Source organism: Shewanella youngdeokensis, assembly GCF_033180165.1.
Classification (GTDB): domain Bacteria; phylum Pseudomonadota; class Gammaproteobacteria; order Enterobacterales; family Shewanellaceae; genus Shewanella; species Shewanella youngdeokensis.
Window position 1 is genome coordinate 3,750,352 of the sequence record NZ_CP136522.1, and the last position, 19,053, is coordinate 3,769,404.

The following is a 19,053-nucleotide window of genomic DNA, read 5'->3' on the forward strand; positions in this document are numbered from 1 at the left end:
AAAACGGTGGGTAAACCGATTAGCAACTCACGATGGTGTTAGCCATTTTGCGGCGTAAATACGCAATTTGCTGCATGTGCGGTAAGTCTTTAGGGCAGTTATCTTGGCAACCTAACAAGGTCATACAACCAAATACGCCATCTTGATTACCAATTACATGGTAAAAGTCTTCTAGCTCACGACCATCACGGCTATCAAGCTCAAAACGCGCCAGCTTCATCATACCAACCGCACCGACAAAGGTGTCTTTCATTTGCGCAGTAGCACAAGCCGACACACACACACCACACTCAACACAACGTTCAAGTTCGTAGAGTTTAGCCGCCTCTTCTGGCGCCATAGGAGCCTCTAACCGATGCACATCAATGTCGTCACTTACCGGATGCAACCACAGCTTTAAGCGCTCAGCTAGTTCGCGCATAAACTTACCAGTATTAACTGACAAATCACCAATTAACTCAAAGCCTGGCAGTGGCATAAGTTTAATTTCGCCTTCTGGGTATTTGCTGGTTAATGTGCGACACGCTAAGGTCGGAAAACCATTAATGACCATGGCGCAACTACCACAAATACCAGCACGACAAACAAAATCAAATTGCAGTGACGGATCTTGTTCTTCACGTAAGCGGTTAAGGGCGATAAAAACCGTCATACCTGGTGCTTCTTCAATCTGGTATTTCACCATCTTGGGTTTATCACCGGGCTCTTGCGGATCATAACGGAAAATATTAAAGGTTAACGTGCGGCCTGTAGTCGCTTGCTGGCTCATTTGGCCTCCGTTGTTGCTTGCATTTCACTTAAACGTTCGTTCTTTGGTTTTAATGACTCTGGTACTTCAAAAGGCATTAAGGCATTTTGTTTTTCGTGACGATCGGCATCTTCACCCAATTGGCTCAAGATGTCGCTAATTTCCTGCTCACGTTTATCGGTATCAGGGTGCGCTATTGCATTATCAATACCGTAACCACGATACCCTGGTGGCAGCTCCATTTTCATCACATCTAATTGCTCGTAATCGAGTTTAGGCGCTAGTGCATCAGCGTCTGGCCAGCTAGCAAGTGTGCGGTTTAGCCAGTCTTTATCGTTACGTTGCGGGAAATCTTCACGGGCATGCGCACCGCGGCTTTCAGTACGGGCTGCAGCACCTACGGCAACAGTAATCGCCACTTTAAGCATGCGTTTAACACGCAAGGCTTCAACCAACTCTGGGTTAGCATGGCGTTTTTTGCATTTAAGCCCTAACGCACTCGCCCGTTTTAGCAATGCTTGCAGTTCATTAACGGCTTTATCTAACTCTGGGCCATTACGGAAAATACCAACATAGTCCATCATAATGCGCTGCATTTGTTGCTTAAGTTCAAACGGACTTTCTGTGCCTTCACCGTCGACTAACTCGTCGATTTCGCTTTGAACCTTACCGACAAATTTTTCAACTAAGCTAGTGTCGATTTCTAAGGTGGTCTGCTCACAAAAATCAGCAACATATTTACCGATAATCATACCGCCAACTACGGTTTCAGCTAATGAGTTACCGCCTAAGCGGTTAAAGCCATGCATGTCCCAACAAGCGGCTTCGCCGACACTAAACAGCCCTTTCAACTGCGGATTTTGCCCCGTTGCGTCGGTACGAATACCGCCCATAGAATAGTGCTGGGTTGGTCTTACTGGGATCCAATCTTTTGCAGGGTCGATGCCTAAAAAGTTTTCACAAATTTCTTTAACTTCACGCAGGTTAGTTTCTACGTGCTTACGGCCTAACAAGGTAATATCTAACCACAGGTGAGGCCCGTAAGGGCTATCGACACCTTTGCCTTTGCGCATGTGCTCTGTCATGCGGCGCGATACCACATCACGTGAGGCGAGCTCTTTTTTCTCTGGCTCGTAGTCAGGCATAAAGCGATGACCGTCTTTATCGCGCAATAGGCCACCGTCACCACGACAACCCTCGGTAGTAAGAATACCAACCGGTACAATTGCTGTTGGATGAAACTGAACCGCTTCCATATTGCCCAATTTAGCCACGCCGGTTTCAAGCGCCAAAGCTTGGCCAATCCCCTCACAAATAATGGCATTGGTAGAAACTTCATAAATTCGGCCATAGCCGCCGGTAGCAATGGTGGTTGACTTAGCCACGTAAGCACGCAGCTCACCGGTAACCAAACAACGAGCAACCACACCATGACAACGCTCGCCGTCATGGATAAGTGATAATGCTTCCATACGCTCGTGTACAGGAATATCTAACGAAATGGCTTTGTTGTCGACTGCATATAGCAGTGAATGACCCGTACCGTCGGCGGTGTAACAAGTACGCCATTTTTTAGTGCCACCAAAATCGCGAGCGTTAATTAAACCATGAGCCGCTTCGGCTTCTTCGATGGTGACCTTTTCGGCGTTAACCACGACCTGCCTAGGGCCGGCAGTGATCCGAGTCCAAGGTACACCCCAGTTAGTTAGTTCACGTACCGCTTTAGGTGCGCAATGGGCAAACATACGTGCCACATCTTGGTCGCAACCCCAATCCGATCCTTTTACCGTATCTTGGAAATGCACATCTTCATCATCTCCCATACCTTTAACAGTATTGCCTAGACTCGCCTGCATGCCACCTTGCGCTGCAGCCGAATGCGACCGTTTTGCAGGAATTAATGACAATACAACGGTGTCCAGCCCACGTTCTTTAGAGGCGATAGCGACTCGTAATCCAGCAAGTCCAGCGCCGATCACTAGCGAATCGGTATATATCAGTTTCACACGAGCTCCTTAAAAGGGTGCAGGGTCAATTTAGAGTTCTATCTTTTAGTATTGTTAAATCATGTGTCGCAACGCTAAGTAAAAACACTACTTATGCTGCAACAAAGCCCATAATGCGCAAAGGCTCTAATGCGGTTTAAAGGCCTCAACTGGTAAAGCTAAGTCCATACCGATTGAAATGTATGAACCTAGGCTCAGTAAGCCAAGCACAATAAGGTAAACCACTAAGACTTTAGCCACTTGGCGTAACACGGTACGTTGAGTCGTAAAGCCCCACTTAACCGCCACACGATAAAGGCCAAACATGGCGTGTATTACCACTGCTGGTAGTAATAAAATATAAAGCAGCCAAGCGTTTTGATGCAGCACGCGCTCAGCCGAAAGATGAGGTCCAATTTCAGGATTGGTGATCATGGTAAACAGATGCGCCGGCACTAAAAAGAACAACGCAAAACCGGTGACTAACTGCCAAAACCAAATGTTGCTGTCTTTATGGTTAATTAGTGACAAGTTGCGTCTCAACGCGCGCCACTGGCCTATTTGCGCCGGGAAACGACGTAACGCCACAGCAGCATGTGCAATAACCACCAACAACATAAATACTGAAATGATTTTAGTTACGATAGGAAATCCATGTCCAGAAGCGCTAAACATGCCTCCTTCAAGCAGTTGCACGAAGGTATAGAACGCCTCTTTACCCAACAATATGCTCGACTCAAAGTGCAGATGCGCCAATAGAAAACAGCCCAGCAATACGCCCGTGATGCTTTGTAATTTGTCCGCTCTAGCAGAAGCGGGATGTCCAATTGCGTTTTTGTAGGATGCTAACATGATGGTTATCTTGTTTATCTTATGCAAAATAGTGGGATTTACACTTTAGCAAGTTGTTCGTCACATGGTTGCAACACACTACTCAATCGTGAGCATGATCACGTAATTTAAGCTAACTATTAGAGTCAGATCACAAACAAGCCTCAATATAAAAACATTGGTAATACCAATTAACCACTCTATATCAAGCACTTAGATAAACATTTAAAACAAAACAAACTCAAGCGAAATTGCACGGCTTACCATGTGCACCTGTTTCACTCAACCATTAGCGCATAAACGAATACCGCGAATAATTGCCATTCGGTCCTGCACCTTCTATAAGTTTGGGTATACAATACGCCGATAAAACTAGCTAACGAGAATTCTCATGCCTTGGATCCAACTAAGAATTGATACCGACGGTCCACACGCAGACGCACTGAGCGATCAGCTAATGGAAGAAGGGTCAATATCTATTACCTACGAAGACGGTAAAGACACCCCGATTTATGAACCCACTTTAGGTGAAACACCACTATGGGCTCACACGGTGATCATTGCGCTATTTGAGGCAAACCACGATTTAGCCCCCGTAGTTGAACGGTTAAAGCTGCTGCCTTATTTAGGTGAAAACTTCAGTCATAAAATTGAACAAGTTGAAGATAAAGACTGGGAACGTGAGTGGATGGACAACTTCCACCCAATCAAGTTTGGTGACAGACTATGGATCTGCCCAAGCTGGCGCGAGATCCCTGATCCAACCGCTGTCAACGTGATCTTAGATCCTGGCCTTGCTTTTGGTACCGGCACCCACCCAACAACCGCCTTATGTCTAGAGTGGTTAGATGGGCTAGACTACCAAAACAAACAGGTTATCGACTTTGGTTGTGGTTCAGGCATTTTAGCCGTTGCCGCTCTAAAACTCGGCGCCACGCACGTTACCGGTATTGATATTGACTACCAAGCGATTGAAGCGTCAAAAGCCAATGCCGAACGTAACGGAGTTGCAGCGCAACTAGCACTTTACCTACCAGAAGACCAACCAGCAGATTTAAAGGCCGACATACTCGTGGCTAACATTCTTGCCGGTCCACTGCGTGAATTAGCACCACTAATTGCAGAAAATGTAAAACCAGGTGGCCAACTTGCACTTTCAGGCCTACTAAAAGAGCAAGCTGAAGAAGTATCAGCTTTTTATAGTCAATGGTTTAACATGGACGAGCCTGCTCACAAAGACGACTGGAGTCGCTTGACAGGTACACGTAAATAGCGGTAATGCACGTGTACGCTAGGCTACGAGATATTTCGCGCCTAGCAAAAGTCAAGCAAAAAAGTTGCTCTCAGGTCATTTATTGACCTTTTCACGGGCTTGAAAAAGACGTATTATAGCGCCCCTTTGACGAACACGGTGATTTGATAAATGCAGATTGGACCCTATCGACTGAAAAATCAGCTGATCGTGGCCCCAATGGCAGGTGTCACAGATCAGCCCTTTAGAAATCTTTGTATTCGTTATGGCGCAGCCATGGCAGTTTCAGAGATGCTTTCATCGAACCCAGATGTTTGGGATACCGATAAAAGCCGTTTGCGTATGACACATGCAGGTGAAGACGGGATACGTTCAGTTCAAATAGCAGGTTCAGACCCAGAGTTAATGGCCAATGCCGCCGCTGTAAATGTGCAGCAAGGCGCGCAGATCATTGACATCAATATGGGTTGTCCCGCGAAAAAAGTGAATAAGAAGCTAGCCGGGTCAGCTTTATTGCAAGATCCACAGCAAGTAGAAGCAATTCTAAAAGCCGTGGTAGCAGCAGTAGATGTGCCCGTAACGCTAAAAATTCGAACGGGTTGGGCTCCAGAGCACAGGAATGGTGTTCATATCGCCCAGATTGCTGAAGATTGTGGCATAGCCGCGCTAGCCGTTCACGGTAGAACGCGGCAATGCATGTACAAAGGCGACGCCGAGTACGACACCATTAAGGCAATTAAAAAACAGATCTCGATCCCCGTTATCGCTAATGGAGACATTTTAACACCAGAGAAAGCACGTTTTGTGTTGGATTATACTGGTGTGGATGCCCTGATGATAGGACGAGGCGCCCAAGGACGGCCTTGGATATTTAGAGAAATCCAACATTACCTAGATACAGGTAAAATGCTAGCGCCCGTTGAAATGGATGAAAAGCGTCAAGTGATGCTTGAACACCTTAAAAAGCTGTACTCATTGTATGGCGATTATAAGGGCATTCGTTTTGCAAGAAAGCACGTTGGATGGTACCTAAACCAAGAATCACAACGCGCTGTACGAGCCGATTTTAATCGACTTGTCACCGTTGACGAACAATGTTCCATGGTGGAACGCTATTTTGATGAATTTGTAGCAAATTAATAAAGAGCAGAATACGAATGTTTGATCAGACAACTAACACTGAAGTTCACCAACTTACCGTTGGCAAAATCGAAACCGCAAGTGGCGCAATCAAGCCACAATTATTACGTGATGCGGTAAAGCGTGCGGTAACAAACTTTTTCGCTCAAATGGACGGGCAAGAAGCTGAAGAAGTCTACGAAATGGTGTTAAGCGAAGTTGAAGCACCTCTGCTTGATATCATCATGCAACACACTCGCGGCAACCAAACACGTGCTGCAAACATGCTAGGTATCAACCGTGGTACTTTGCGTAAAAAATTGAAAAAATACGGCATGAACTAAGAAGAAATTCTTAAGTTGTTGTATTGAAACGGGCTTTCCAGCAATGGGAAGCCCGTTTTTGTTGCTATGTACCCTCATATGTACCCCCGTTGTTATGTAGGCAAAGCTCATAATCACCTCATCTTTGAGTTACATTGTAACTATATAGGTGTCTAGCAAAGTGTAGAAAGTCCAGTGAACGCGCATTTACAATTCCGTTGATGATTGTTTCTAAGCTGCCTGTGCGGCAGTGAACGGGTTGTAAGGCATGACAATGTCGACACTTTAGTGTTAGAACAAGTTGGTCAAACGCCTAGCTGTGAAGCGTGATGGATAAGTGACCTAAGTAGGAATGGGCAAAACCTTGCGATCGCCACTCCTAGATTAGCATCCAACGGATTAGCTTGGGTATTGAAAAACCTCTAACCTATTGCCCAAATTAACTATGCCACTTCAAATCTGCGCGTTAAACGATCGAATCAAACGCAATAAAAAGCCCCGATTAAAGGGGCTAATTAATAGGTTTAGTCGCTGGCCAAGTAAAAAGCCACCAAAGAGTAATTTACCATGCCTTTGCATTGCTTAGTCTTGATGAAAAAAGGTGATACCATTGATTCAAAAAATAAATACTAAACTAGGTAGTTGTTCTTAAACCAAGCTTTCTCCTTCAGGTTGTATTATTTACCTTTAAAAGTTTTAGTAAAAAAAGCAATGGTGAGTGGTAATGCACAAGCAATGAACACGCAGTAGCTGATAATGCAGTACTGAGCCATGTTCAAGCCAAGCAGTGACCAATCATCTTCACCACAAATACCTGATGGCGAGAACTCAAACGGTAACCATTCATGTAATGGCAGATCAAGTGGGAATGTCGGTTCAAGTGAACAGGCATTCGCACCCTGGCCAGACTGGAACAAATCAAGCCCAGCATCTGCAGCGTGTGATGCTACATGTTGACCATCCAAAATAATCGCTTTATCCATGCCGTAAACGATGCCGTACCAAGCTAATATCAAGCCCAGAACCTTAATAACTTTGTTCCTCGGGTTAATAATCATCATCACGCCAGCAATCAAAATACAGAACTGACTAAAACGGATGTAAACACAGTTTTCACATGGGTCCATAGCCAGAAACCACTGAAAGAAACCCATAGCAGAACCGAGTAAGAACACACACGCAGCAGCCATTACAATCCAGACGGTGCGGCCCTCTTGTGTTGCTTCAAGTGTCGGTAGTAGGTGCGCCTTTAGATCTGCTATCCACTGTTTAAATTGCTTAATCATGGTCAGTCCTAAAGGTTGTTCTTGATGGTTTCATCAAGATTAGCGAGTGAGGTAATGGTGCTGGTATCAATCATCTTGTTACCGCCAACAACGATGGCGGGAATGCCTTTGATTTTGGCGATAGTCAGTGCGATGGTGCGATCATAAGCCAGTTTCTCTTGTGCTTCAGGCGTCGTAAGTGCTGCTTTAAAGTCTGCTTGAGACATACCTGCAGCTTTAAGGCCGATTGCAGCGAGCTCGCCTTTAACAGCTGTAGAACCTTTAACGTTCTTCAATTTTTGGTCATGGACTGCAGCGTACATAGCCAATTTGGCTTGCTTGTATGTCTTGTGGCTGATAGTTGCTGCAGCGGCTAAAACCTCGCAAGACTCAACGCCTAGCTCGCCTTTATTCTCAAGACAGATTGCTTGGAACGTTGCACCTGCAGGTAGATTTTTAATCAGGTTTGGTGTTACTGCTTTTTCGTACTTGTAGCAGAATGGGCAATAAACCGAATAGACTTTTTGCACTGTGTTATCTAGTGCTGGGGTATCAATTTTTATTACGTCAGCTGCTGACACTGACACTGAAAATGAAATTAATAATGCGGTAGCTAGTGTACTGAAATTCTTTTTCATAATTCACCTCAAATTTATTACGCTTACTCTATTAAAAGTAGGAATTGATAAACATATCCCATAAAAAATAACGAGAAAAACTATCCCTACAAAATAAAAAAACAATTGCAAAACTATAGTCACAAACACTAACAAAATAGTAATTAATAGATAAGTTAATTTTAAAAATTATAATTAAAGACTAAATCAATGGATTGCCCATCTTGGTCATAGCCCCCCAATCAACCATATAATGATAGATTGCGGTCATAGACATTGTTTTACTGTATTTATATTTCAAGCCAGTTAAAACATGATGCCCACTATTTTCGTCCCAATTAAATATAGCTTTAAAGTCTTCATCTCTATCCCAACGAGCATCCCATAACGCAAAAGCTATAAGTTTTTTATTGATCGAAAAGCTAGCCTCTAAATGTGTAGTGGTAAAGCCATACCCATTAAATCTACCGTCACCATCAGAGTCCAACTTTGATGGAGAATGCGCTACAGTATATGATGCCGCTACACCAGCTTTCAATTTAACCCCTCCTAGGTCAACGGGATAAGCGACGCCTAAGCCGTTAGAGAATTCAGACACTTTTTGGTTTGCCAATGAAAACTCTGTCCACCAAGCTTGTATTCCTGAATTTGAAAGATTGTAGTAAGCATCTGCGAATGTTTTATAAGCAACGTTAGCATCATTCCCTCGGGGATCTGTTTCTGTTAATTGAAAGATATTTTCAACTTTACCTTTCACTTTAATAGACCCCCAGTCAGCTAAGGTTATATGCTTAATTCCCATGCTGAAAAAGTCAATTTGATTTGATGCTTCGGATCTATCACCAATTTGAAAGCGATAACCAGTATCGAAACTAGTTGCTTGCTTAAACACTTTAGCATGCGCCGTTCCCGTTAACATTAGAGTGCTTATTGCAAGTGATATTACACTTACTTTATATAGATTCATCAGTAAACCTTATTGCATAGAACAAAAGTTATATATTAATTTGTTAATTAACATATAACTCAATGCTATTTATGTTTTTATTAAACGAAATATTTATTATCACAGCCGTCCAGCAGGGAAAGTGATACTGTCACTCAAACATTAGGGTAACAGTATATTTTTGGATTACAGGGCTGTATCAAAATCTATAACACGGGCACGATAAGAAATTAGTCCAGGAGCCACATGCTGCATTTCCATCTCTACTTTTATTTCTTTAGAATCGTTGGCACTGACTTCCATCAATGTTGGATGAGATACGTCTTTTTGTTCAAACAAGTGACGGGCACCAAAGTGAATTAAATTGGTATTTTTGTCTTTTTGATATTCTACCAGTGACACTACCGTTGAAAAGTAGTCGTAGCCAAGCTCTTTACCGAACTCCCAAACTTGTTCAACAGTTCCTTTTTCCTCATTGATTTTATATTCTACTGCTCGTGAATAATTCATAGATTTGAGTGCTGCTTGCTCCATACCTCGACCATCACCATTATCAAACACAGTTAAAGTTCCCTTCCCTGTTAGGAATGCGGCATGCTGCGCCCAAGTATAATCAAAGTTATCTTCGCAACGGTTATATTTACACTCTATTGGCTTACCCTTAGCGTTAACTGGAATCAGCACTTTTTCTCTTAGTTTTCCTTCCCAGCCTTCAGGGGATGATAGAATCCACTTAACTTGATCATCACGAGTAATTTTGGCTACCGCAGACTGTTGACGTGAAGATATGATAATAGAGTCATCACTTGGGTCGTAATCGATTGAGTTAATATGAGCCCAGTTACGACCAATACCAATTCCAGCATGGTCACCAAACGGTGCATCAGGTTCAATTTCTTGCTTCTCTCCCTCTTTACTTAAATCAATTTCCATACAAACAGCAGCGGGATTTTGCGACAAAATAGCTTCTTCTCGATTTGGGTCTAAAATTGCTCCCATATCCCAAACTTTAGTTACATCACCACTCAATGCATCAACTTCAATTATATGGTCTCGGACGGTATTAACTATCTGTCCATCATCGCGTTTATAGTTACGTTTACCTACACGCAGAAAAATATGGTCGTTTTCGGCTAATAATATTTCGTGTGAACCATCGGCAAAACCTCTTGGCATTGGACGCTCCCATAACATACGCCCCATGAAATCCATCATCCCGTAACTTTGCCCTTTCATCCAGATCCAGTCACCACTATCTACTTGATACATTTGTAAGGTACCTCGATACTTTACAAACTCACGACCATCAAAATGAGCAGGGTTGAGATACCAACGCATCTCGCCTTGTGTGTCTGCAATCCATTTGAAACCGGGGTCAAAATCCCAAGTGAGTGCGCCACCCTTTGCCCAAGAGACTTCACCAGAGAAGGCAGTCTTAATATCTGCAGTATAATAGTACATCCGCTCTTCAAAGCCTTTGGCTACTTTTTTAGGAGTAATTTCAGGCCAGTTTCGAACAAAACCATCAGTAGTTACTGTCAACATACCTGATGTCATAATACGATAAGTTTCAGCTATTTTTTTGCCATCTTTAGTGTAGGTAACATCGACAGTGTTATTAAAATTTGGATATAAGCCTGCCACTGGAATACCGTTATGAGTATTAATAGAAGACTGTTCGACATCATACTTAATATCGATACCATTTTTACCTTTGCCTTGTACAACAACACTGACATCAGTGATCTTATTACCAGCAAGATCAATAATCGCTGTTAATGGTGCATTTTTGTAAGGGTTAACTAATATACTGCCAATTTGTCCTTGAGTTTTAGCACCTTTTCGGTGTGGTTTATCCCCACCAGCTGCATAAACTGGACTGGTTAATACAGCAAGCGAGATTGCACTGATAATTAGCTTTTTCATTGGTTTACCTATTTGAGTTATTCGTCTTAGCGCTAAATTTTACGGAACTTGAAAATGGTCATAGTGAGCAAGATCACAGGCTAACTTTTGAAATTGAGGGTTGCCGAACAGTAGAGTAATGCAATAAAAAAACATAACTAAAACAGTTGAATGCGAAATTCAATTTAAGTTTTAAATTTTTGAATTATGTTACATACCTAATATTTATAATAAATTAGACAACTAGATATCAATGAGGATGAATTGTCATGAAATAGTCAACAGGTCACAGAACTACCTGATTTTTAATATTAATATAAATACATGGCTTATATATCTCACATCTATATTAATGAAAACTGATTTTAATGTTTTGCATCGTGAATTATTAACTATTGCCGAAGTGATGATATTAAGAGATGGCCTAGACAACTTTTCGTTGCCTAAATTGGCTAAGGAGTCTCCAGTTGCTTTGGGGACGCTTTATAAACACTTTTCCAATGTGCATGATTTATTAATATCTATAGGCTGTAACCGATTCTTAGATGTCATAGCGCGGCAGGAGTATATCGTACGTTGTTATAGTGATGTGCATGACCGATTGATAATTCGTTGCTTACTACGAGTGTATTTAGCAACCCAAGATCACCGGATAGTAATACACCGTATTGTTCCGCACCAAATCGAATGGAGCCAGGTTAAGACTGAGAGAATCTCATATTTCAATCAACTTTCAAGTAAAATAGATAGCTGGAATCGAACTCAACTTGAATCATCAACTCTTGAAAAAGGAGAGCTGGAATACTATGACTTTTTACTTGAGTATTTAACTAGGGGCTGCCTTACTAGCCTTGAGGAAGTTGGTTCTAAAGATGTAAAAAACCGTCACATCAGAGTGCTAACACGCTCATTACAACATATATTACAACCTCTTAGAACCGAGTTCTCATGTCCTGTGGAGGAAGTTTTTGACCGTGTTAAGTTAGCGCATAGGCAATATTGTCTTTAAACAATCCGGCAATTATAAATCAACACGATGATTATTTACGATGCATGTCTATGTAATTTAGAGATAACAATTAAATAAAAGGCTTATTTTAGTCTCCCCTCCTTTTGGATTAAAGCTTCCAGTTGCATTCAAAGAGAGGGAAACAACAACTTATTAGAATTATCCAATGAACATACGGCTGGTAAGCCCTAGAACAGTTGACACTTCATAGAGTTATACTTAACCAAAAATATGAGGTGTTACATGCGCGGAAAACGATATCCAGATGAGTTCAAAATAGAAGCTGTTAAACAAGTCACTGAGCGTGGTTATAAAATCGCAGGTGTTGCTGATAGATTAGCCACCAGCATTGTAAAACTGGCAAGTAAGGCCCCAAACTAAAACAGCACTCATTTGAGTGCTGTTTTATTTAATAAAGCCAAAATAGCTTTAATATTTAAGCTGCCTATGAGGCTGTAAACCACCGACTAACAAGACTAAGCGAGTCACCGTTTTAAAAGTGTATAGCTGTAACTGCTAAGGGTTATTAAAGATTAGCCAGCAACTTTAGCACTGGCTACGCTTCATAATTTTATTGCCGTTAATGGGTTGGTTGCGGCTCGGTTGGCGCTGTAAAGCGCTGCTTAAGCTTATCTACTCCTCGACCGATATCGGATTGGATCATCAGTAACGATGGCGTTAATACCAAGGTAATGACTGTGGCAAACAAAATGCCGTAACCTAACGATGCCGCAGCAGGAATTAAGAACTGTGCTTGAATTGATGTTTCACTCAGTAACGGCGCTAGGCCCGCAAACGTGGTCACAGAGGTTAGCATTACCGCCCGTAAACGGCTTGTACACGCCAGTTTAATAGCCTCTTTTATTGGCATCGCTTTTTCACGCACTAACTCGTTGTAGCGAGACACCAGTAGTAGGCTGTCATTTACGACCACACCGCTCAATGCCAAAATACCATTAAGGGATAAAATACTGATGGTTAGGTCATTCCACCAATGCCCTAGCAGCGCGCCCACAATACCAAACGGAATGGCTACCATGATAATAAGCGGTTGCACGTATGACTTTAACGGGATGGCCAGTAAGGCAAAAATTAATACCAACGACAATACAAAGGTCGATTCCATTGAGTCGGTCGATTCTTTTTGCTGCTCGGCTTCACCGGTAAAGTTAATTTTAACGGTAGGGTAGTCGGCATTAAGTTGCGGCACGACACTTTGCTGTAATTGCGCCACCAGCTCATTTGAGGCAATAACCTCTTTGTCGACCACTGAGGTAATGTACACCGCACGTTGGTTATCAATACGCGTGATTTCTGACTGTTGGTAATCGGAATACACGTTGGCCACCGAGATTAACGGCACGACGGTGCCATCGGGGGTTCTAACATTAGCGGTGGTTACATCGGCAAAGGTTTGACGGTTTTCTTCAGGGTAGCGAACACGCACTTTAACTTCGTCTTTGCCGCGCTGAAAACGCTGAACAATATCACCACCAAACGCTTGCAACACTTGTTGGGCGAGATCGGCTGTGTCCATGCCTAACGCACGCCCTTGCGGAGTTAATTCAAACCGATATTGAGGTTCACCCAAGTCAAGGTTGTCGTCAATACCACTGACCCCTGCTATGGTTTGTAGCTCTTGCTTTAGTATATTTGCCGCTTCAGTCAGTAAGGTATCGTCATTGGCTTTAAGCTCAACTTTAAAGTTGTCGACCATTTCTTTCATCGACATCACTCTAAGCTTACTTACCCCTTCCATTTTGCCTGACATTGCAGACCATGCATTGGCAAAATCTCGCGCGCTATAAGCGGCGTCACCTTCAAGCTCAATAATGACTGACCCCGACTTGTCGGCGCTAGCGGTCACCTGCATGTTTTTAATGTCTGGCGCGTCACTGTCGGTTTCGCCCGCTTGGGCACGTAAGGTTTTATCTAGTTCGATGGCGTTAGCTTCAAGTACCATTAAGTTGGTTTGCGTTTGGCCATAGCTACTATCGTTAACCATACGCAGTTGAGCTCGCACTGTATCGCCCGAAATTTGCGGGAAAAACGAGACTTTTATTGCCCCTGTAAATGGCATACCAATGACCAACACAAACAGGGCAATAAACACTAGCACTACCGCGTAACGAAAGTTTAAGGCCTTGGTTATGACCTTGCTATAAATACGCTTATTGAACCATTCTAGGCCGTCACCAGCGCCTTGCTGGATGAAGTTCCAAATGCCTTTTTTACCACTGCGCTGGGTATTAATGTGGGCTAAATGTGCGGGTAGAATAAACTTTGATTCTAGCAGCGACAGTAATAAACAGAAGGTAACAATCATGCCAAACTGGGCATACATCTCCCCTAATTTACCTTCAATAGAGGCAATTGACATAAAGGCAACCACGGTTGTTAACACCCCAAATACCGTGGGCGCTGCCACCTTGTGAGTACCAACAATAGTGCTTCTTAGTGAGTCGCCTTGCTCTTTACGGGTGGTATAAATACTTTCGCCAATAACAACGGCATCGTCGACCACAATACCTAAAGCCATGATAAAGCCGAAGGTGGTCATCTCGTTTAAGGTGAAGCCGATAAAGGTATCGGTCATAAAAAACAGGGTGCCACAAAACACAAATGGCAAGCAGGCTGCAACCCAAAAGGCGACCCGAATATTAAGAAATATCGCTAAAACAATAAATACGAGTGCAATACCGGTTAGCGCATTTTTAGTAAGCAAAGATAAGCGGTCGGTGATAAGGTCACTTTTGTCGTACCAGCTTTCTATCTTTACATTTTCAGGTAATAAGTTACTGTTACGCCACTGCTCAACAACTTGTTTTGCTTGTTCAACAATGTTTACCACATCACCATAGTCGCCCATAACAACCTGAACACCCATGGTATTTTGTTGGTTAAAGCGCGACAAGCTAAAGGTATCTTCTTCAAAAGTGTCGGTAACAATCGCAATGTCAGACAGTAAAACCTGACTACCATCGGCATTGGTTAAAACTGATATTTGCTTAAAATCTTCAACTTCATAAGCTTGCTGCGATACTTTTAAACGTACGCTTTTATCGGCATTACGCAGGCTGGTAACTATGCTACTTGATGATTCAGCATTAATGGCATCGGACACATCTGACAGCGTAAGCCCGTATGCTTGCAGCTTAACTTCGTTTACCTCTACCGATATCATCGGGTCTAGCGTGGCGTTAATAGATAAATCACGAATCGCGCTTTGGCTTAGCAAGTCAGATTTAAGCTGTTCGGCTAAATCTTGTAAGGTTTTGCGGTCAGCATCGCCTGAAAGCTGTACCCAAATGGCGTGCTCTTGTCGGCGGGCTTTATCAATAACTGGGTTTTCGGCCTCACTGGGTAAGTTATTAATGGCATCGACTTTGGTTTTAACATCCGTTAGTAAGGTGTCCAGATCATAGCCTGACTCTTTTTCTATCGACACATTACTGCCAGATGCACTTGATGTAGAAGTAATGCGCTTAACACCAGTTACGGTTTCAAGGGCCTCTTCAATTTTCATGGCAATGCTTTCTTCAGCACGAATAGGATCGCCACTGTCGTATGTTACCGATACCGTGACAACGTCAGGCTCAAGGCTAGGAAACGCTTCTTTGCGAATATCGTTGAATGAAAACAACCCAACAATAATCACGCCCATCATCAGCAAGTTTGCCGCTACGGGGTTTTGTGCAAACCAAGCAATTATGCCTTTGGGCAGTGCTTCTTTGTCATTCATATTACTGCTCATTACAGCTCCTCAACCAGTGGCATCACTTTCATACCCGCCTTAAAGTTACTTAGCGGACGTTTAACCACCTGCACCGCTGTTGCATCTTCTGTTGGCATCACATAGATTTTGTTTTGGCGTTCAAACACAGTATTGGCTGCTGACTTTTGCAATAGCCCTTCGCTGTTCACCGTCCAAATTTCACCTTGTTGTGAGCGCGCTGACGATGGTAGCTCCCAAATATAGTCGATGGTGATCCCCTCGATAGTGGCTTCAACAAATGTGCCTGGGTAAAGTGGCGCGTCTTGCTGTAGTGGCTGTTCAACAACCAATACTAATGAGCGCTGACGGGTGTCTTGCGTTACATATTGGTGAGTACGTTCGACATAGGCAGACCACTGCTGGCCATCGTTTGCTTCACTGCCAGTAGCTTTAATTGTGGCAGACCACTTTTGAGCATCATTAGTGTTTGCACTGTCAATTTTGGGTAAATTGGCCCACTGTTTTTCAGAAAGTGGGATTTCAATTTCTATGCGGTCAGTGCTATATAGCATTGCCACTTCACCACCTACATTGACGTAGCTACCTAACTGCACATTACGGCTAACAATAACCCCATCAAACGGAGCGCGGATTTCGGTAAAGCTAAGATCTCGCTTTGCTTTGGCTAAGTCTTTTTGGGCACTGTCGAGCGCCGCTTCAGCGCTGGCAAGTTGTGGCTCACGTAACACTAATGGCGAGCTTGGCTTGCCGCTTAAACCAGAACGTTCCCACTCGCTTTTGGCTTGTTCACCTTCACGCTGCTCTTCTAGTAAGGCCTGCTCTGCGGTTGCCACGCTAGATTTAGCTTGCGACACCGCTTGCTGGTAATTGGTGTTGTCTAATTTTGCGAGTAATTCACCTTTTTTTACCACGCGGCCCGACTCGAATGCATCGGCTAGCCACTCAACACGCCCGCTAACTTCACTGGTATAGGTCAACTCAAAACGCGATTTAGTTTCACCATAGCCTGTTACCTCAGCTTGGTAACTGGCACTAATTGTTGGTTGCACAGCTACTTGCGAAAGCAATGTAACCGGTTGTGCCGCTTTGTTAGACGGTTTAACCGCTGACGGGGCTGAAGCACTTTGCGAAGGTTTGCCTTTGTCTGGCCCTGGGCCCATCTGGCTGCTGTTGTAGGCCGCCACAACAAAAATTGAACTGGCTGCAACTAAGGTGATTGCCATTGTGAGGGCATTTTTTTTAAATTTATGGGTCATAAGTTGCTTCATGCTGATACTCCTAAACCTAGTGCTAGGCCTAATTCAATTCGGTTTAATAGTCTTTGGTAAGTCGTGTTACTTAATTGCGCTTCAAGAGTGTAGGCTTGCTGCTGCACGGTCAGTAAATCAAATATGTCTACTAGCCCTTGACGGTATTTTTGCTCGTAACTCACTACACTGCGTTTAGCGCTTGTAAGCGCATCTGTTAGGTGGTTTTGCTGCAGGGTAAGTGCGCTTTCTTGGCCGATTGCATTTTCCACTTCGTTTACCGCATTGAGCAGTGTTTCTTGGTAAACCCAAAAGCTTTTCTCTGCGGTTAATTGTGCAATTTCAGCTTGAGCTTTTAATTGCCCACCTTGAAACAGTGGCGCTGACATTTGCCCCAATATGCTCCAAAGCGGGTTAGTTAATAGGGCCTCGCTCGGTGTTTCAGCAATATCGGTTAAGCTTGCAGATAAACTAAATGAAGGCAGCATGGCTTTATAGGCAGCGTCGGTGCGCAGTGACTCGGCTTCGATATTAAAAAAGGCCTGCTTTAGATCTGGTCTGCCAGACATGTTTTGTACCGGCACGGTATCTAATGGGTTAATCACATTTGGAAACGCTGCGGCCACTTCTGGCATATCAAGCTCTGACTGCCATTGGCCTGTCAGTAGTACTAAACTGCGCTTGCTTTGAGCAAGTGTTTCTTCATATTGGGCGACGGTGGCACGGCTTGAAGCAGTATTACTTTTGGCGCTATCGAGCTCTTCTAACGAACCGAGCCCTGCTTGATACCGTTCAAGCACTAAGGTTTCGTTTTGAATATTAATCGCAAGATTACGCTGCTCAATATCCAACAATTGTTGGTTCACGTTAACTGCAAGCCAGCCACGCATTATATTGGCCGCTAATAGGTTTTGCGCGATCTCAAGGCTTGCTTGCGTTGCTGCAACATCTTTACTTGCGGCAGCTGAACTGTCGGCGATTCTTTGCCAAACATCTAGCTCCCAGCTCACGGTAACGCTGGCGTTATAGCTGTCTCCGCCTTCTTCTTCGTTTTGGGCATTAAAACCTGCATTAACACTGGGTAAACGACTTGCCGAGGTTACGCCTTGTTGAGCATAGGCTATTTTCAACGCCACAATACTTTGCTGCAGGCTAGGGCTGTTTTTCAGCGCGGTATCAAGGTAAGTATTTAATGCGGGTACATGCACGAGATCGGTGAGCAATAGGGTGTTGCTATTTTCAGGCTCTGTAACGGTTGATTGCGTCACTTGTTGGAGCATTCGCTCTATAGTCTGATTGCGAGCATCAGTCGCCTGGCTGGCAAAATTTGCACTGTCGTTTGCACTGCATCCCACTAAGGTGGTTAATACTAATGCGATAATGGAATGTTGAAACGTCATGAAAACCTCCGACTAACTAGTAAGGTTATGATAACGGTTAAAGGGTTAAGGTGGGGTTAAGGTAGGTAAGAAATCAGGGGTCGCTCAAACTTTGTCAAAGATATCAACGATTCAATCAGAACATTTTGTCGTTTATCTGCCATTTTGCTTACATATTTCAGTGGAGTAGACAGGCGCTTTAGGGCGTATACAGCAAATCAATACATTACGCTATTGATAACATTGCTTTATTTGGCTGGAAGTGGTGCAGAAAGTCAGTGTTATTGAGGCGGTCGAGTAATTAACTAAAAAGTGTAAGTGGTGAACACGTTGCAACTGATAATGCCCTATTGAGCAGTGTAAACTTATCAGTGGCCTACTATTTTCACCACTACACTATTAGCAGAAACACGATTAACCATATGAAGATGTACCAAGAATCACATAGTTTTCATCGTTATCGGCAGTATTAATTACATCAGCAGAAATAAGTTCATCTATCGCTTTTCTAGTTGCACTTGCTGATTGGGTAGACTGGCTTTCAATGTATTCTCGACTACATACTCCGCCATCGAGCAGTAGAAGGTTTAGTATATTTTTCTTTTCGTTAGTTCGGGCACTGCTGTATCGACAAGACTTAATAAACGCCTCTAATGTTGAAAAATCCATGCTGTCCTCGCGTTAATTTTTT

Annotated in this window: 15 protein-coding genes and 1 pseudogene; 5 read left to right on the forward strand and 11 right to left on the reverse strand. The window is 43.4% G+C overall.

Annotated features, from left to right (window positions below; genetic code table 11):
- Positions 1 to 19: 19 nt before the first annotated feature.
- The 3 genes from RGE70_RS16220 to RGE70_RS16230 all read right to left on the reverse strand — a co-directional run bounded on the left by RGE70_RS16220 (position 20) and on the right by RGE70_RS16230 (position 3,585).
- Entirely contained in the window at positions 20 to 769 is a 750-nt protein-coding gene (locus RGE70_RS16220; RefSeq protein WP_310472477.1) for a fumarate reductase iron-sulfur subunit, read from the reverse strand.
- Positions 766 to 2,754, reverse strand: a complete 1,989-nt coding sequence (locus tag RGE70_RS16225; protein WP_310472478.1) for a fumarate reductase flavoprotein subunit — start codon at positions 2,752 to 2,754, stop codon at positions 766 to 768. Before RGE70_RS16225 ends, RGE70_RS16220 begins: the two co-directional genes overlap by 4 nt.
- A gap of 126 nt (positions 2,755 to 2,880) precedes the next feature.
- Entirely contained in the window at positions 2,881 to 3,585 is a 705-nt protein-coding gene (locus RGE70_RS16230) for a fumarate reductase cytochrome b subunit (protein WP_310472479.1), read from the reverse strand.
- 370 nt (positions 3,586 to 3,955) lie between these two features.
- Here RGE70_RS16230 and prmA point away from each other — a divergent pair, with 370 nt between their 5' ends.
- From prmA to fis, 3 genes are all read left to right on the forward strand, one after another.
- Entirely contained in the window at positions 3,956 to 4,837 is an 882-nt protein-coding gene (gene prmA, locus RGE70_RS16235) for a 50S ribosomal protein L11 methyltransferase (protein WP_310472480.1), read from the forward strand.
- A 150-nt stretch (positions 4,838 to 4,987) separates the two neighbouring features.
- Positions 4,988 to 5,956, forward strand: coding sequence for a tRNA dihydrouridine synthase DusB (dusB, locus tag RGE70_RS16240; RefSeq protein WP_310472481.1), 969 nt, complete (start codon positions 4,988 to 4,990; stop codon positions 5,954 to 5,956).
- A 17-nt stretch (positions 5,957 to 5,973) separates the two neighbouring features.
- Positions 5,974 to 6,279: a DNA-binding transcriptional regulator Fis gene (gene fis, locus RGE70_RS16245; RefSeq protein WP_310472482.1), complete on the forward strand. Its 306-nt coding sequence runs from the start codon at positions 5,974 to 5,976 to the stop codon at positions 6,277 to 6,279.
- Between the two features lie 656 nt (positions 6,280 to 6,935).
- On the opposite strand, the gene RGE70_RS16250 is transcribed toward fis, so the two are convergent.
- From RGE70_RS16250 to RGE70_RS16265, 4 genes are all read right to left on the reverse strand, one after another.
- Positions 6,936 to 7,544, reverse strand: coding sequence for a disulfide bond formation protein B (locus RGE70_RS16250; protein WP_310472483.1), 609 nt, complete (start codon positions 7,542 to 7,544; stop codon positions 6,936 to 6,938).
- An 8-nt stretch (positions 7,545 to 7,552) separates the two neighbouring features.
- On the reverse strand, positions 7,553 to 8,161 hold the full coding sequence (locus RGE70_RS16255; protein WP_310472484.1) for a thioredoxin domain-containing protein: 609 nt from the start codon (positions 8,159 to 8,161) through the stop codon (positions 7,553 to 7,555).
- A 181-nt stretch (positions 8,162 to 8,342) separates the two neighbouring features.
- Positions 8,343 to 9,107: a hypothetical protein gene (locus RGE70_RS16260; protein ID WP_310472485.1), complete on the reverse strand. Its 765-nt coding sequence runs from the start codon at positions 9,105 to 9,107 to the stop codon at positions 8,343 to 8,345.
- Positions 9,108 to 9,272: 165 nt separating this feature from the next.
- On the reverse strand, positions 9,273 to 11,012 hold the full coding sequence (locus tag RGE70_RS16265; RefSeq protein ID WP_310472486.1) for an aryl-sulfate sulfotransferase: 1,740 nt from the start codon (positions 11,010 to 11,012) through the stop codon (positions 9,273 to 9,275).
- 331 nt (positions 11,013 to 11,343) lie between these two features.
- On the opposite strand from RGE70_RS16265, the gene RGE70_RS16270 reads away from it, so the two are divergent.
- Together RGE70_RS16270 and RGE70_RS16275 are read left to right on the forward strand one after the other, a co-directional pair.
- Complete coding sequence (locus RGE70_RS16270) at positions 11,344 to 12,000, forward strand: TetR/AcrR family transcriptional regulator (RefSeq protein ID WP_310472487.1); 657 nt, start codon at positions 11,344 to 11,346, stop codon at positions 11,998 to 12,000.
- A gap of 243 nt (positions 12,001 to 12,243) precedes the next feature.
- Positions 12,244 to 12,348: pseudogene (locus tag RGE70_RS16275) on the forward strand (transposase); the annotation flags it as partial.
- A gap of 232 nt (positions 12,349 to 12,580) precedes the next feature.
- Here the strand turns inward: RGE70_RS16275 and RGE70_RS16280 are convergent.
- The 4 genes from RGE70_RS16280 to RGE70_RS16295 form a co-directional block, all read right to left on the reverse strand.
- Positions 12,581 to 15,754: an efflux RND transporter permease subunit gene (locus tag RGE70_RS16280; RefSeq protein ID WP_310472488.1), complete on the reverse strand. Its 3,174-nt coding sequence runs from the start codon at positions 15,752 to 15,754 to the stop codon at positions 12,581 to 12,583.
- Positions 15,754 to 17,004 (reverse strand): efflux RND transporter periplasmic adaptor subunit, encoded by a 1,251-nt coding sequence (locus RGE70_RS16285; RefSeq protein WP_310472489.1) that lies wholly within the window; start codon positions 17,002 to 17,004, stop codon positions 15,754 to 15,756. Before RGE70_RS16285 ends, RGE70_RS16280 begins: the two co-directional genes overlap by 1 nt.
- Complete coding sequence (locus RGE70_RS16290) at positions 17,001 to 18,383, reverse strand: TolC family protein (protein ID WP_310472490.1); 1,383 nt, start codon at positions 18,381 to 18,383, stop codon at positions 17,001 to 17,003. Before RGE70_RS16290 ends, RGE70_RS16285 begins: the two co-directional genes overlap by 4 nt.
- A 393-nt stretch (positions 18,384 to 18,776) precedes the next feature.
- Positions 18,777 to 19,031: a hypothetical protein gene (locus RGE70_RS16295; protein ID WP_310472491.1), complete on the reverse strand. Its 255-nt coding sequence runs from the start codon at positions 19,029 to 19,031 to the stop codon at positions 18,777 to 18,779.
- Positions 19,032 to 19,053: the final 22 nt, after the last annotated feature.